Raw genomic sequence first — 13,180 nt, forward strand, 5'->3', positions numbered from 1 at the left:
CACGGCCTCGTCCTCCTGTCGCAGGACCGGGACACCCCCGGGGCGTATCGCCTCGCACCGCCGGGTACGGCCACACCATGGCAATCTTCAGGAAACCGGGACGCCCCGGGCAGCCCGAGCCCACCCCGGACCTCGTGGCCGACGAGCTGGCCGGACTGGTCGAGGAACTCGAACCCGGCGAGCCCGCCGAGGGAGGCCTCGGCGAGCTCGCCGAGTACCGGGCGGAGACCGAGCGCGGCCGGCGGCGCGGCGCCCGGCTGGTCACCGCGATCGCCCGCCGGCTCGGCACCGGCGGCCGGGCCGCCGCCAAGGGCGCCGCGGTCGGCGGCCGCGCCCTCACCGAGCAGCTGCTCCAGACCGCCCCGCGCATCCCGGTCCGCAACCTCGCCACGCTGCGCGCCCAGCACCCCGGCGCCGCCGACCCGGAGAAGCTCGCCGACCTGCTGATCACCGGCGCGAGCCGGGCCTCCAGCGCGCTCGGCGCCGGCGTGGGCGCCGCCGCGATGCTCCCGGTGCCGCCCGCGATGCCGGTGGAGATCGCGGCGGAGACGATCGCCGTCGCCGCCGTCGAGATCAAGCTGATCGCCGAGCTGCACGAGGTCTACGGCTTCCCCGCCCAGGGGACCGCCACCCAGCGGGCCGGCGCCTACGTCGGCGCCTGGGCCAACCGGCGCGGCATCGACCCCACCCTGCTCGCCAAGCCGGCCGGCCTGGCCGCGATGGCGCTCGGCAGCGAGGTGCGCCAGCAGGTGCGCCGCCGGCTCACCCGCAGCTCGCTGCGCCGGCTGCCGTCGCTGACCCCGCTCCTGGTCGGCGCGGGCATCGGCGCCACGATCAACCTGCGCGACACCCGCAAGGTGGCCCGCGAGATCCGTGCCTCCCTGCGCGAGCTCGCTCCGGCGGACCCGGGGTACTGGGAGGCCGCCGCGCCGGCTCCGCGCCCGCCGCGCGGCGACTGACTGCCGCCGCGGACGCCCACGCGAACGGGACGCCCACGCGAAACCGGCCGGCTCCGGGAGGGACCGGCCGGTCCGGCCCGCGGCGGCGACGCGGTGTCCCGGTCCGCCGGGGTACCGGGGGTAGGTACCGGGGTCAGCCGCCCGGTGTCTGCGGGGCCCCGGCGCCCCGCCCCGCCTTGACGGCGTTCACCATCGCCTGGTGGACCGCCCGCGCCGTGGTCTCGTCGGCCGCCGGGACCGGGCTGCCCGCCACCGAGTACCAGTCCAGCGCCCCGGTGTACTGGACGGTGAGCCGCGCCTCGCCGTCCGCCCAGGTGGTGTGCACGGTGAGGTCGCCCGAGATCGGGCCGACCTCGACGGTGGTCACCCCGCCGGGCCCGCTGATGATCGACTGGGTGGTCCAGGTGGCCCACGAGGCCCTGGGATCCAGCGGGGGCTCCACCCGCCCCGCCGTCCCGCCCGGCCCGCCCGCCGGGCCCGGAACCTGTCCTGCCGTGCCCTGCTGCTGTTCGGTCATGCGCCCATCCTCCCCCGCCGGTCCGCCGCCGCCCGGGCGGCGACACCGGCGGTCGCGAAGGCCGCCCCTGTGGTCGGGCGGCCTGGTGAACTCGACTGTCGACGTGGTCGAAGCGGTGTCGGAACGGGTCAGGACCCCGCCCTCGGCTCCTCCTCCGGCTCGCCCTCCGCCTGCGAGGTCTCCTGTGCGTGCAGGTTCTGCATCGAGGTGATGCCCTCCTCGGGGTCGACCGCGCGGACGTCCTCGTCCCGGTCGGTGCTCACCTCGGAGCGTGCGCTCATGTCGGTCATCGCGGGCTCCTCTCCTCGGTCGGCCGGGGCGACCGGGCCCGCCGCGGTACGCCGTGGTGCCGGGCGGCCGCCGGGCCGGTGCTCGGTGTGTCGCCCCTCAAGCCTGCCTCCGCACCCCGGCGAGGGCCAACCGGGCCGGTGCGGCGCCAACGGCGGGCCCCGCCGGCCCGGCCGTCACCAGACGACCGGCAGCGAGCTCAGCCCGTAGATCAGCGCCTCCGTGCGGAACTCCAGCGCCTCCGGGGGGACGGCGCACCGCAGCCCCGGCAGCCGCCGGAACAGCGTGGCCAGCGCGATCTGCAGCTCCGCCCGGGCCAGCGGCTGCCCCAGGCACTGGTGCACCCCGAAGCCGAAGGCGACGTGCCGGCGGGCCTCCCGGCCGAGGTCGACCTCGTCGACGCCGAGGTGCCCCTCGGTGCCGAACAGCCCGTCGTCCCGGTTGGCCGTCGACAGCATCGCCATCACGCCGTCCCCGGCGCGGATCAGGGTGCCGCCCAGCTCGACGTCCTCCACCGCCAGCCGCGGCACCCCGGTGTGCACGATGGTGAGCAGCCGCAGCAGCTCCTCCACCGCCCCGGGCACCGCCGCCGGGTCGGCCAGCCGGGCGGCCTGCTCGGGGTGGCGCAGCAGCAGCGCGGTGGAGAGCGCGATCATGTTGGCGGTGGTCTCGTGCCCGGCGACCAGCAGCAGGACGCCGGTCGAGGCGATCTCCCGCACGGTGAGGTCCTCGCGCACCGCCAGCCGGCTCAGGATGTCGTCGCCGGGCTCGGACCTCTTCCGCTCGGCGAGTTCGGCCAGGTAGTCGAGCAGCGCCGCCTGGGCCCGGGCGACGTCCCGGTCGTCGGCGTCGGTGGTGAGCAGCAGCCGGCTGTTGGCCTGGAACGCCTCCCGGTCCTCGTACGGGACGCCGAGCAGCAGGCAGATCACCAGCGAGGGGACCGGCAGCGCGAAGTCGGCGACCAGGTCGGCCGGGGCGCCCCCGGCCGTCATCCGGTCGAGCGCCTCGTCCACGATCTGCTGGATGCCGGGGCGCATCGCCTCCACCCGCTTGACCAGGAAGTCCCCGGTGACCATCCGGCGCAGCCGGGCGTGCTCGGGGTCGTCGAGACGCAGGAAGGACGGGTTGGCGGCGACCAGCTCGCGCCGCCCCTGGGTCAGGAACGGGAACGCGGGCCGGCGGGCGTCGGCGCTGAACCGGCGGTCCGACAGCACCGTGCGGACCTCCTGGTAGCCGGTCACCAGCCAGCAGGGGCTGCCGTCGGGGAGCTCCGCGCGGCTGACCGGGCCGCTGCTCGCGGCCTCGGTGTACGCGGGCGGCGGCGCGAACGGGCAGGAGGTGTCGTGCCGGGCCGGGATCGGGGTGACGGGAACGGTGGACATGCTCAAGGTGGTCTCCTCGCGTGACAGGTGAGGCACGTGGCAGGCGGTGGGAGACGGCGGGAGGGCCGTGGGGGCCCGGGCGGTGGTCAGACGGTGCTGCCGGGCCCCTCGTCCTCGGTGACGGCGATCGCGCCGCCCGGGCAGAGATCGGCGGCGAGCCGCACATCGGCGAACAGCGCGGCGGGGACGGCCGTCAGACGGAGGGTCACCAGGCCGTCCCGCTCGTCCTGTTCGAAGACCTCGGGCGCCGTCATGACGCACTGTCCGGAGCTGCAGCAGCGGTCCCGGTCGACGTTCACCTGCATGTGGGACACCTTTCCGTGGTGTGGCACCGGTTCCGCTCGGGACGGACCGCCCTCCGCTGTCATGGTCAAGCTATCCCCGCCTCCTGTCGCACACGAAGAGTGGACGGCCACCCGTCGAAGAATGGCCGATATGGCGCTGCTCGTGAACCATTTTGCAAAAATATGAGTTTGATTGTCCGTCAGCCGTCAGCCGTATCGGTCGCCTCAGCCGTCAGCCGGGGTGTCCGGGATCGCCGGCCGGCCCGGGGGCCGGACCGGTCCCCTCCGCGGCGGCGATCTCCCGGACGGCGGCGACGGTGTCCGCCTCCGCCGCGCTCTTGTCCGGCCGGTAGCGCACCACCCGGGCGAACCGCAGCGCCAGCCCCGCCGGGTAGCGCGGGCTGCGCTGGACGCCGTCGAAGGCGATCTCCACGACCAGCTCGGGGCGCACCCGGACGGTCCAGGCGTCCCGCTCCACCTCGCGCTCCAGCAGCGCCCCGGTCTGCCAGGCGAGCGTCTCGTCGGTGAGTCCCTTGAAGGTCTTGCCGAGCATCACCCACGGGCCCAGCCCCGGCTCCCCGCCGGCCCGCGCGCCCAGGTGCAGATTGCTGAGGAAGCCCTGCCGCCGCCCGCTGCCCCACTCGGCGGCCAGCACCACCAGGTCCAGGGTGTGCCGGGGCTTGACCTTGACCCAGCCGGCGCCGCGCCGCCCGGCCCGGTAGCCGGCCGCCGGGTCCTTCACCAGCACCCCCTCGTGGCCGCGCGCGAGGGCCGCCCGGAAGAACGCCAGCGCCTCGTCCCGGTCCGCGGTCTCGGTGCGCGCCACCCGCAGCCCGGCCGGGACGGCCTCGGCGAGCGCGGCCCAGCGCTCCCGCCCGGGGCGGTCCACCAGGTCCTCGCCGTCCCGGTGCAGCAGGTCGAAGAAGTGCGCGCTGAGCGGGACCTCGTCCCGCAGCCGCTCCGGGTCCCGGCGGGCCGCGGTGCGGGCGGCGGTCTCCTGGAAGGGCCGCGGCCGGCCGTCCGGCCCGAGCGCGATCGCCTCGCCGTCCAGCACCGCCGACCGCAACGGCAGCGCCAGCGCCGCCTCCACCACCTCGGGCACCCGGGCGGTGATGTCGTCCAGCGACCGGGTGAAGACGCCGACGTCCCGGCCGTCCCGGTGCACCTGCACCCGGATGCCGTCCAGCTTCCACTCCAGCGCCGCCGGGGCGCCGAGGCGCTCCAGCGCCGAGCCGACGTCCGGTGCCGAGGCCGCCAGCATCGGCCGCACCGGCCGTCCCACCTCCAGCCGGAACGCGGCCAGTCCGGGCTCCCCGCCGGCCAGCGCGCTCGCGGCGACCGCCCGCGCCGAGCCGCGGAACATCAGCGCCCGGCGCACCGCGGCCGCCGGCACCCCGGCGGCCTGCGCGACCGCGTCCGCGACCACCGCGTCCAGCGCGCCCTGGCGCAGGTCGCCGACCAGGACGGCGCGCAGGAACGCCTGCTCGGCGCCGGTGGCCCGCTCGAACAGGCCGGTCAGCAGCCGGCGCCGCTCCGCCCGGGCGCCCGGCCCGTGCACGGCGGCGATCGCCTCCAGCGTCCGCTCCGTCTCCCGCACCCCCAGCCGGGGTTCGGCGGCGGGCGGCGGGAGGTCGCGCAGGGCGGCCGGGCCGAGGCCGGTGCGCAGCCGCTGCGACTCGCCGGACAGCAGCGCGACCGCCGCCGGCGCCTCGTCCGGGCCGAGCTCGCGCAGGCAGTCGGCGAGCAGCCCGGTCTTGGCCCGGCGGCCGGGCTCGGCGGCCACGGCGCGCGAGGTGAGGGCCAGGCGGTGGAGCGGCAAGGCGGGCCTCCTCGGGCGGGCGGGCCCGGTCGTGGGGGCCGGGCGGGCCGGGCGTCCAGGATCGGCGATCCGGGCCGTCGGCGCGCGTCGGGCCACCGGGACGCTCCGTGCCCACCGGGACGCTCCGTACCCGCCGGCCTGCCGGACCGGCGTGGAAGCGCGGCGTTCTTGGCCGCACCGTCGATCGGCGCGGAGCCGACGGGTCGTCATGCTGGCGCGCATCCCGCCACGCCGCCCACCCATCCCCGGGGAGCCCCCATGACCGCCGCCACCGACCCGTCCGCCGACCTGCCCACCGACCCGTCCACCGACCCGTCCGCCGACCTGCCCACCGACCCGTCCACCGACCCGTCCGCCGACCCGTCCACCGACCCGTCCGCCGACCCGTCCGCCGACCCGTCCGCCGCCCGCTGGACCGTCGAGGCGCCCACCGGTGCCGACTTCGCCGCCTGGCGCGAGCTGTTCCGCGGTTACTGCGCGTTCTACCGGGTGCCGATCCCCGACGAGAAGGCCCGGCTGGTCTGGTCCTGGCTCACCGACCCGGCCCATGAGCTGGAGGGACTGCTGGTCCGCGACACCGACGGCACCCCGGTCGGGCTCGCCCACTACCGGCCCTTCGTCCGCCCGCTGCACGGCGCGGTCGCCGGCTTCCTCGACGACCTCTACGTCGCCCCCGCCGCCCGGGGCACCGGCGCGGTCGACCTGCTGCTCGCCCGGCTGCGCGGGATCGCCGCCGAGCGCGGCTGGACCGCCATCCGCTGGATCACCTCGGAGGACAACTACCGCGCCCGCGGCAAGTACGACCAGGTCGCCACCCGCACCGGGTTCGTCACCTACGACATGCCCCCGGCCGGCCGCTGAGGGGACCACCGCGGCCGCCCCGCCGCCGCTGTTCGGAAATCAGTTCGCACTTTTCCGTTATCCGGTCACCGCACGCCGGTCTCCGAGGTGTCGGCACCCGTCCGACGGACCCTCCGACGGACCCGACGGTCCCGAATCCAGGAAGCGTGCGCAGGTGAACAGCGAAGACCGGACCACCATCCTCCCCGCGAACGGGCACCCCGGCCCCGGCGGGCGCTCCGCGCGACGCGCCGCGGACCGGCGGCGCGGCCACGGCCGACGGCGCCGCCGCGGCGCCATCGGGCCGGTGGTGGCCGTGGTCGCGGCCGTCGCCGGGACCGGTGTGATCGCCGCGCTGACCGGCGCCGGCTACGCGGTGTACCGGGGCGAGGAGGGGGCCGACTCCGCCGCGCAGGCCGTCTCCTACGAGCCGGTGATCGCCGCGGAGGCCGGCGACCGGAGCGGCATCCAGGTGCCCGGCGCGGGTGCCGGCGGCCCCGACCAGGTCCCGGCGGCCGGGACCGACCCGGCCCACGCGGCCACGGCCGGCCCCGCGCCCTCCACGGCTCCCGCCACCGTGCCGGCCGCCCCGACGACGCCCCCGGCCGCCGCCCCGGGCCGGAGCGCCTCCGCCGCCCCCGGCACCGCCTCCGCCGCGCCGGGCGACCCGGCCGCGAGCCCGGCGCCCGGCGGCACCGGTGCCGCCGGCCCGCAGCAGCCGACCGCGCCGGCCACCGCGCCGGCCTCCGCCCCGGCCCCGGCGACCGCCACCGCCAAGCCCTCCGCGAGCGCCCCGCGCCGGACCGCCACCGCCAACCCGGGCGGCTCGTCCAACGGCTCCTTCGCCCAGCAGGTGGTCGACCTGGTCAACGTCCAGCGCTCGCAGGCCGGCTGCGGACCGCTCACCGTCGACTCCCGGCTGACCACCGCGGCCCAGGTCCACAGCGACGACATGGCCGACCGGGACTTCTTCGACCACGCCAGCCCCGAGGGCTACCACGCGGACCACCGCATCGAGGCGGCCGGCTACCGCTGGAGCACCTGGGGCGAGAACATCGCGCGCGGCCAGAAGGACCCGGCGGCGGTGATGGAGTCCTGGATGAACAGCCCCGGCCATCGGGCCAACATCCTCAACTGCTCCTTCAAGCAGATCGGCGTCGGCGTCCGGACCGGTTCCGGCGGGCCCTGGTGGACGCAGGTCTTCGCCGCGCCGTCCTGACCACGGTCGTTCCGCCCCTGTCCCGCCGCCGTCCCGTCGCCGTCCCGCCCCGTCCGGGCCCGCCCCGGAGGGCGGCGGGACCTCGATTTTCCGAATCAGCGTGAATTGTTGTTATCTGAGCTCTCCCCAGAGGTCTCCGAGGAGGCAGCGGCGGACGGACGACAGCAAGACGGAGTGCGGACCCATGAACGTTGACGCGCAGAGCAGGACCGGGACGACCCTGGTGCTCGCGGCCCAGGCGGGCGACCCGCAGGCGCGCGAGGCGCTGGTCGCGGCCTGGTTCCCGCTGGTCTACAACGTCGCCGGCCGGGCGCTGAACGGCCACGCGGACGTGGACGACATCGCCCAGGAGACCATGATCCGGGCCCTGGACGGCCTGGAGGGCCTGCGCGATCCGGAGGCGTTCCGGTCCTGGCTGGTCGCCATCACCATGAACCAGGTCCGCCGCCGCTCGACCGGCCAGCAGCAGGCGGCCGTCGGCGGACTGGACGAGAGCTGGGAGCTGGCCGACCCGCGCGCCGACTTCACCGACCTGACCATCCTCCGGCTCGGGCTCTCCGGCCAGCGCCGGGAGGTCGCCGAGGCCACCCGCTGGCTGGACGCGGACGACCGGGAACTGCTCGCCCTGTGGTGGCTGGAGGCGGGCGGTGAGCTCACCCGCGCCGAACTCGCCGAGGCGCTCGACCTGACGCCGCAGCACGCGGCGGTGCGCGTCCAGCGGATGAAGAAGCAGTTGGAGGCCGGCCGGGTGGTGGTCCGCGCGCTCACCGCCTACCCGCGCTGCCCGGACCTCGCCGAGCTGACGACGGGCTGGGACGGCACACCGGACTCGGTCTGGCGCAAGCGAATAGCCCGGCACATCCGCGGGTGCGCCGCCTGCGACGGGCTGGGGCGCGACCTCTTCCCGGCCGAGGGGCTGCTGGCCGGGCTGGCGCTGGTCCCCGTGCCGATGGACGCCCCGGGCGGGCTCGCCTTCCAGGCCGCGGGCGCGGCGGTCGGCGGGTCCCCGGGGGCCGCCGGCGGGTCCGGCGGTACCTCGGGCGCGTCCGGAGCGGCGACGGGCGCTCCGCCCGCGGACCCGGCCGGCGGGGCGGGCGGCCGGGCCGGGCTCGCCCGCCGGAAGACCGTGCTGGCGGGCGGGACGGCGGCCGTGCTCGCCGCGGCGACGCTGGCGATGGTCTGGCCCCAGCAGACCGGGCCGGGCGGTCCCGCCCCCGAACCGGCCGCCCCGGCCACCGCCCCGGACGCCCCGGCACCGACGCCCGAGAGCACCGCGGCACCGACCCCGGAGGCCGCCCAGCCGCCCGCGCCCACCCCGAGCGCGACGCCGCCGGCGGCCGCGGTGCCCGCCCCGGCCGTCACTCCGACCACGAGCCCGAGCAGCGCCCGGCCGAGCACGGCCCCGGCCGCCGCGGCCAACCTGGAGCGCCAGCTGGTCGACCTGGTCAACGCCGAGCGGGCCAGGCGGGGCTGTGCCCCGCTGCGGATCGACCCGAAGCTGCGTGCGGCGGCCCAGAGGCACTCGGACGACATGGCCGCCCGCGGCTACTTCGACCATGCGGCCCCCGACGGCGGCCAGGCGGATGCCCGGCTGACGGCCGTCGGCTACCGCTGGTCGCAGTGGGGCGAGAACCTCGACCGGGGACCGAGCGCCCCGGCCGTGGTCTTCTCCCGCTGGATGGACGGCGGCATCCACCAGTCGAACATGCTGGACTGCGCGTTCAAGGACGTCGGCGTCGGTGTGGCCACCGGCCCCGGCGGCCTCTACTGGACCCAGGACCTCGGCACCCCGCTCGGCTGACCACCACAGCCGTGGCCGACCCCTGGGCCCGTCAGGCCATCAGCCCGTCAGGCCGACCAGACCGGGCGCCTCGCCCGTGACATGGCCGAACGCCTGGTCGAGCACCGTGCCGGCGTTCCCGACCTGGCCCGGCAGGGCGTCCGGCACCGAGGCCAGGGCCCCGCCCTGGAGCGGTCCGGTCAGGTCACCCGGGCCGGGGAGGGCGGCGGCGTGGGCGCTGGGGGCGGTCAGGGAGGCCACGACGCCGACGGCGAGCGAGGCGACGGCGAGCATGCTGCGCTTCTTCATGCCCCGTCCAACGACATTCCGCCACCCGGGTTACGGCCCGACGGCCGTTTTCACCTCCCGGAGTTCCCGCCACCCCGCTCGACCGGGATCCACAGCTGGGAGTCGGTCGGCGCGCCGATCTCCACCGGCCGCGTCCGCAGGAGCTCCGGACCGGTCCGGCTGGTGTACGGGTTCGAGGGGAACCACTGCGTGAACACGTCCCGCCACAGCTCCTGGAGGGCGCTCGGATAGGGCCCGCGGCTGTCGAAGACCGCCCAGGTCCCGGCCGGCACGTCGAGGGCGTCGAGCTCCCCGGCCGCCACCCCGGGAGCGGTCACCACGCCGATCCAGTAGTCCGCCTCGGCGCCCTCCTCCCGGCTGTCGGTCAGGTACACCACCGCCGACAGGATCCCGTCCGGCTCCTGGCCGGCCAGCTCCTTCATCCGGACGACCGCCCGCCGCTCCAGGCCCTCCAGGTGCGCCGCGGCGGCCGCGTTGGCCCCCTCGTGCACGAGCGGGAGCCGGGCCTTCCGGCCGAGGACCCGGAACGACTCCTTCTCCACGATCCGGTAGCGGATGGTCGTACTGCCCTCGACGACCACCCGGAAGGACATCCGCGGCTGCGCCGTGAGCACCGCACCCGTGCGCCGGGCCTCGCCCGGCCCGATGCCGTGCACCGACCGGAACGCCCGGGCGAACGCCTCGCCCGAGCCGTACCCGTACCGCACCGCGACATCGAGCAGGGTCAGCTCCCCGGCCAGCACGTCGGCGCCGGCCAGCGTCATCCGCCGCCGCCGCACGTAGACCGGGAGCGGCATCCCGGCGAGCGCGGAGAACAGCCGCCGGAAGTGGTACTCCGACACCGCGGCGATCCGGGCCACCTCGGCGATGTCGATGTCCCGGTCGAGGCGGGTCTCGAGGTGGTCCAGCGCCTGATTCAGCCGCTCCAGCACGCCTGTCCGTCCTGTCGATCGCGCCCCGCCCGACAAAACCGGTACGGGAACTGTCGGGCGGGAAGCCCCGGCGTCGCACCAGGCTGACACCCATGAGCGATGTTAAGGGGCTTTGCGAGCCGCGGTTCGAGGCCGTCCGGGCGGCCCTCGGGGATCTGCTCGGCAGGGACGACGTGGGCGCCTCGGCGGCCGTCTACCTCGATGGCGAGCCGGTGGTGGACATCTGGGGCGGGTACGCGGACGCGGACCGCTCCGTCGGCTGGGAGCGCGACACCCTCACCGGCGTGAACTCGACGACCAAGACCATGACCGCCCTGTGCGCGCTGCTGCTGGCCGACCGGGGCGAGCTCGACCTGTCCGCGCCGGTCGCCGCCTACTGGCCCGAGTTCGCCGCCGCCGGCAAGGAGAAGGTGCTGGTGCGGCACGTGCTGTCGCACACCGCCGGGCTGCCGGACCTGGCCGGGCCGACGAGGGTCGAGGAGCTCTACGACTGGGAGGGCGTGACGGCGGGGCTGGCCGCGCAGGCGCCCGCCTGGGAGCCGGGAACGGCTGCCGGCTACCACGCGCTCACCTTCGGCTTCCTGGTCGGTGAGCTCGTCCGCCGGGTCACCGGCCGCGGTCTCGGCGCGTTCTTCGCCGAGGAGGTGGCCGGACCGCTCGGCGCGGACTTCCACATCGGACTCGCCGCCGAACACGACCACCGCGTCGCACCGCTCATCCCGCCGCCGTCACTGACCGACGAGTACACCGCCGACGCGCCGCTCGGACCGGACGGCACCCGCAGGCAGGGCACGGGTGTGTGGCGATCCGGGTCGAGGACGTCAACTCCCCGGCCTGGCGCCGTGCGCAGCTTCCCGCGGTGAACGGCTTCGGCAACGCCCGCTCGGTCGCCCTGGCCCAGGCGGTCCTGGCGAACCGGGGTTCGGCCGGCGGCGTGCGACTGCTGTCCGCCCGGGGGTGCGAACCCGCCTGGCAGGAGGTGTTCCGCGGCGAGGACCGCGTGCTGGGCACCCCGATGTGCTGGACGGTGGGCTTCGGCGGCTTCGGTCACACCTTCGGCTGGGGCGGCTGGGGCGGCTCGCTGGTCGTGAGCGATCCCGGCGCGCGGATGACGGTGGCCTATGTGATGAACCGGATGATCGACCGGGACCGGCAAAAGGACGACCGCGGCATGGAGATCGTCACGGCCGCCTACGGCGGGCTGCGCTGACCGACAGTTCCGGGGTGGGGGCGCGCCGGGGCCGCCGGCGCGCCCGAGGGTCACTTCGTCCCGGTGAGCGGTGTGACCGGGGTGGCCGAGGGGAGCGGCTTGTTCAGGGCCGCCCAGGCCGGGCGGATCGAGGCGATCGTCGTCTCCAACGCCATGAGGGTCGCCTTCGAGGGGAGGCGCAGACAGCCCGTCAGCTGGATGATCTCCTCCTGGCCGCCCAGCAGGAGCGTCCGGTGCCCACGCATCTGCTGGGTGCCGCCCCGCACGCTGCACTCCTTCTCGGGCGGCATGGCCTGGAGCCGTTCCGCCTCGCCCGGGTACTTGCCGAGGTCGTTCTGGTCGCGGATCAGCCGCAGCGAGACCAGCGCGCCGTCGTCGAGGAGCGTCCCCGAGGTCAGGCACACCGCGTCCGGCCCGGCGTCGCGCTTCGGGCAGCCGGCCGAGAGGGAGATCCGTTGGGAGGCGAGGTAGCCGACGGGGTCGGGCTGTCCGGGGCCGGGCGGCGCCGTGAGGTCGAACCAGCCGCCCGGGGCGTCGACCACCAGATCGTCGAGCGTGCTGAACCGCACCGTCCTGGTGTCGTCGGCTCCGCCCTCCGGCACGGGGGCCGGGGACGGGCTCGGCGACCCGCCGGCGGGCGGGGCCGCGCCGATGACCGGGCCGGAGGCGGCCGGGTGCAGCGCGGTGCCGCCTCCCGGTCCCGGCGCCAGCGCGGGGGCCGCGGCCAGCGCGGCCGCGGTCAGGCCGATGGCCAGTCCGCCTGCGAGGGCGGCCCGGCGGCGGCGCCGGCGGGTGCGGGCGGCCCGGGCCAGCACGCGTTCCATCCGGTCCTCGGGCGCCGCCAGGTGCGGGGCGGCGAGCTGGAGCAGGACCCGCAGCTCGTCCGCCACCTCGCGGTCCTCGGCCACCTCGCGATCCCCGTCCGCCTCCCGGGCCCGGGCGTCGCGCGCGGTGAACTCAGGCTCCGTCACGACGACCCCCGTCCAGGAGCAGTTCCCGGGCGGGCAGCCGGCCGCGCAGCGCCTGCAGGGCGCGGTGCGTCTGGCTCTTGACGGTGCCCGTCGTGCAGCCCAGCGCCTCGGCGGTGTCCTCCACACTGAGGTCCTCGAAGAAGCGCAGCACCACCACCGCCCGCTGCCGGGCCGGCAGCGCCCGGACGGCGGCCGCCACCACCTGGCCCGTCACCACGTCGTCGAACGGGTCCGCGTTCGTCGGCGGCTCGGGCAACTGCTCGTGCGGCAGCTCCCCGTGCCAGCGGCGGCGCCACCAGGAGACGTGCGAGTTCACCAGCACCCGGCGGACGTACGCCTCGGGCCGGTCGATGGAGATCTGCTCCCAGCGCGGCCACACCTTGGCGAGGGCCGTCTGCAGCAGGTCCTCGGCCAGGTGCGGGTCGCCGGTCAGCAGCCAGGCCATCCGGAGCAGCCGGGGGCTGCGGGCGGCGACGAACTCCTCGAAGTCCGGTGTCGCGTTCCTCATCCCGCCGCCCCTGCCATGCCGTGCCCGCCGCCGTCTCCGTCACCCGTGCCGCCACGTCGGTGGCGGCGGTCCTGCCGGTCGGCCGTGGCCGCCGGGTCCTCGCTGTCGTTCTCACGGCTGCTGAACGCGCTGGGGTCCGCGCCGGGTTGCCCGGCCTGCGGG

The 13,180-nt window shown here is 76.6% G+C and carries 14 protein-coding genes and 1 pseudogene; 6 read left to right on the plus strand and 9 right to left on the minus strand.

The window, feature by feature from the left end; all coding sequences use genetic code 11:
• Nucleotides 1-77: 77 nt before the first annotated feature.
• A complete protein-coding gene (locus ABTX81_RS00235) occupies nt 78-959 on the plus strand; it encodes a hypothetical protein (RefSeq protein ID WP_350540634.1) in 882 nt (293 codons plus the stop codon).
• 133 nt (nt 960-1,092) lie between these two features.
• Here ABTX81_RS00235 and ABTX81_RS00240 read toward each other — a convergent pair whose 3' ends face one another.
• The 5 genes from ABTX81_RS00240 to ABTX81_RS00260 form a co-directional block, all read right to left on the minus strand.
• On the minus strand, nt 1,093-1,389 hold the full coding sequence (locus tag ABTX81_RS00240; RefSeq protein WP_350540979.1) for a hypothetical protein: 297 nt from the start codon (nt 1,387-1,389) through the stop codon (nt 1,093-1,095).
• 215 nt (nt 1,390-1,604) lie between these two features.
• A complete protein-coding gene (locus tag ABTX81_RS00245) occupies nt 1,605-1,766 on the minus strand; it encodes a hypothetical protein (RefSeq protein ID WP_350540635.1) in 162 nt (53 codons plus the stop codon).
• Between the two features lie 174 nt (nt 1,767-1,940).
• The gene (locus tag ABTX81_RS00250; RefSeq protein WP_350540636.1) at nt 1,941-3,146 is read right to left on the minus strand and encodes a cytochrome P450; all 1,206 of its coding nucleotides are present in this window, start codon (nt 3,144-3,146) and stop codon (nt 1,941-1,943) included.
• Nucleotides 3,147-3,232: 86 nt separating this feature from the next.
• Entirely contained in the window at nt 3,233-3,451 is a 219-nt protein-coding gene (locus tag ABTX81_RS00255; protein ID WP_350540637.1) for a ferredoxin, read from the minus strand.
• Nucleotides 3,452-3,662: 211 nt separating this feature from the next.
• Nucleotides 3,663-5,249 carry an ATP-dependent DNA ligase gene (locus ABTX81_RS00260; protein WP_350540638.1) on the minus strand — a complete coding sequence of 529 codons (1,587 nt, stop codon included), beginning with the start codon at nt 5,247-5,249 and terminating at the stop codon, nt 3,663-3,665.
• 258 nt (nt 5,250-5,507) lie between these two features.
• Here ABTX81_RS00260 and ABTX81_RS00265 point away from each other — a divergent pair, with 258 nt between their 5' ends.
• The 3 genes from ABTX81_RS00265 to ABTX81_RS00275 all read left to right on the plus strand — a co-directional run bounded on the left by ABTX81_RS00265 (nt 5,508) and on the right by ABTX81_RS00275 (nt 9,109).
• Nucleotides 5,508-6,110, plus strand: coding sequence for a GNAT family N-acetyltransferase (locus tag ABTX81_RS00265; RefSeq protein WP_350540639.1), 603 nt, complete (start codon nt 5,508-5,510; stop codon nt 6,108-6,110).
• Nucleotides 6,111-6,264: 154 nt separating this feature from the next.
• Nucleotides 6,265-7,308: a CAP domain-containing protein gene (locus ABTX81_RS00270; protein ID WP_350540640.1), complete on the plus strand. Its 1,044-nt coding sequence runs from the start codon at nt 6,265-6,267 to the stop codon at nt 7,306-7,308.
• A gap of 184 nt (nt 7,309-7,492) precedes the next feature.
• Nucleotides 7,493-9,109 carry a sigma-70 family RNA polymerase sigma factor gene (locus ABTX81_RS00275; RefSeq protein ID WP_350540641.1) on the plus strand — a complete coding sequence of 539 codons (1,617 nt, stop codon included), beginning with the start codon at nt 7,493-7,495 and terminating at the stop codon, nt 9,107-9,109.
• Nucleotides 9,110-9,148: 39 nt separating this feature from the next.
• Here the strand turns inward: ABTX81_RS00275 and ABTX81_RS00280 are convergent, their stop codons facing one another.
• Together ABTX81_RS00280 and ABTX81_RS00285 are read right to left on the minus strand one after the other, a co-directional pair.
• Nucleotides 9,149-9,397, minus strand: coding sequence for a hypothetical protein (locus ABTX81_RS00280; RefSeq protein WP_350540642.1), 249 nt, complete (start codon nt 9,395-9,397; stop codon nt 9,149-9,151).
• Nucleotides 9,398-9,447: 50 nt separating this feature from the next.
• A complete protein-coding gene (locus tag ABTX81_RS00285) occupies nt 9,448-10,329 on the minus strand; it encodes an AraC family transcriptional regulator (protein WP_350540643.1) in 882 nt (293 codons plus the stop codon).
• Between the two features lie 92 nt (nt 10,330-10,421).
• Here ABTX81_RS00285 and ABTX81_RS00290 point away from each other — a divergent pair, with 92 nt between their 5' ends.
• Together ABTX81_RS00290 and ABTX81_RS00295 are read left to right on the plus strand one after the other, a co-directional pair.
• Nucleotides 10,422-11,192: a serine hydrolase domain-containing protein gene (locus ABTX81_RS00290; RefSeq protein WP_350540644.1), complete on the plus strand. Its 771-nt coding sequence runs from the start codon at nt 10,422-10,424 to the stop codon at nt 11,190-11,192.
• Nucleotides 11,087-11,539: pseudogene (locus ABTX81_RS00295) on the plus strand (serine hydrolase); the annotation flags it as partial. The gene ABTX81_RS00290 and the pseudogene ABTX81_RS00295, both read left to right, overlap by 106 nt.
• Before the next feature lie 50 nt (nt 11,540-11,589).
• On the opposite strand, the gene ABTX81_RS00300 reads toward ABTX81_RS00295, so the two are convergent.
• Entirely contained in the window at nt 11,590-12,510 is a 921-nt protein-coding gene (locus tag ABTX81_RS00300) for a hypothetical protein (RefSeq protein WP_350540645.1), read from the minus strand.
• Entirely contained in the window at nt 12,497-13,018 is a 522-nt protein-coding gene (locus ABTX81_RS00305) for a SigE family RNA polymerase sigma factor (RefSeq protein WP_350540646.1), read from the minus strand. The genes ABTX81_RS00300 and ABTX81_RS00305 overlap by 14 nt, the downstream gene beginning before the upstream one ends.
• Nucleotides 13,019-13,180: the final 162 nt, after the last annotated feature.

The organism is Kitasatospora sp. NPDC097605, from assembly GCF_040302725.1.
Lineage (GTDB): Bacteria > Actinomycetota > Actinomycetes > Streptomycetales > Streptomycetaceae > Kitasatospora.

Bases quoted from the DNA above. Each gene is read 5' to 3' on its own strand.
- ABTX81_RS00290 (WP_350540644.1), top strand. From the start codon at position 10,422: ATGAGCGATGTTAAGGGGCTTTGCGAGCCGCGGTTCGAGGCCGTCCGG.
- ABTX81_RS00255 (WP_350540637.1), bottom strand. From the start codon at position 3,451: ATGCAGGTGAACGTCGACCGGGACCGCTGCTGCAGCTCCGGACAGTGC.
- ABTX81_RS00280 (WP_350540642.1), bottom strand. From the start codon at position 9,397: ATGAAGAAGCGCAGCATGCTCGCCGTCGCCTCGCTCGCCGTCGGCGTC.
- ABTX81_RS00275 (WP_350540641.1), top strand. From the start codon at position 7,493: ATGAACGTTGACGCGCAGAGCAGGACCGGGACGACCCTGGTGCTCGCG.
- ABTX81_RS00305 (WP_350540646.1), bottom strand. From the start codon at position 13,018: ATGAGGAACGCGACACCGGACTTCGAGGAGTTCGTCGCCGCCCGCAGC.
- ABTX81_RS00245 (WP_350540635.1), bottom strand. From the start codon at position 1,766: ATGACCGACATGAGCGCACGCTCCGAGGTGAGCACCGACCGGGACGAG.
- ABTX81_RS00250 (WP_350540636.1), bottom strand. From the start codon at position 3,146: ATGTCCACCGTTCCCGTCACCCCGATCCCGGCCCGGCACGACACCTCC.
- ABTX81_RS00265 (WP_350540639.1), top strand. From the start codon at position 5,508: ATGACCGCCGCCACCGACCCGTCCGCCGACCTGCCCACCGACCCGTCC.
- ABTX81_RS00235 (WP_350540634.1), top strand. From the start codon at position 78: ATGGCAATCTTCAGGAAACCGGGACGCCCCGGGCAGCCCGAGCCCACC.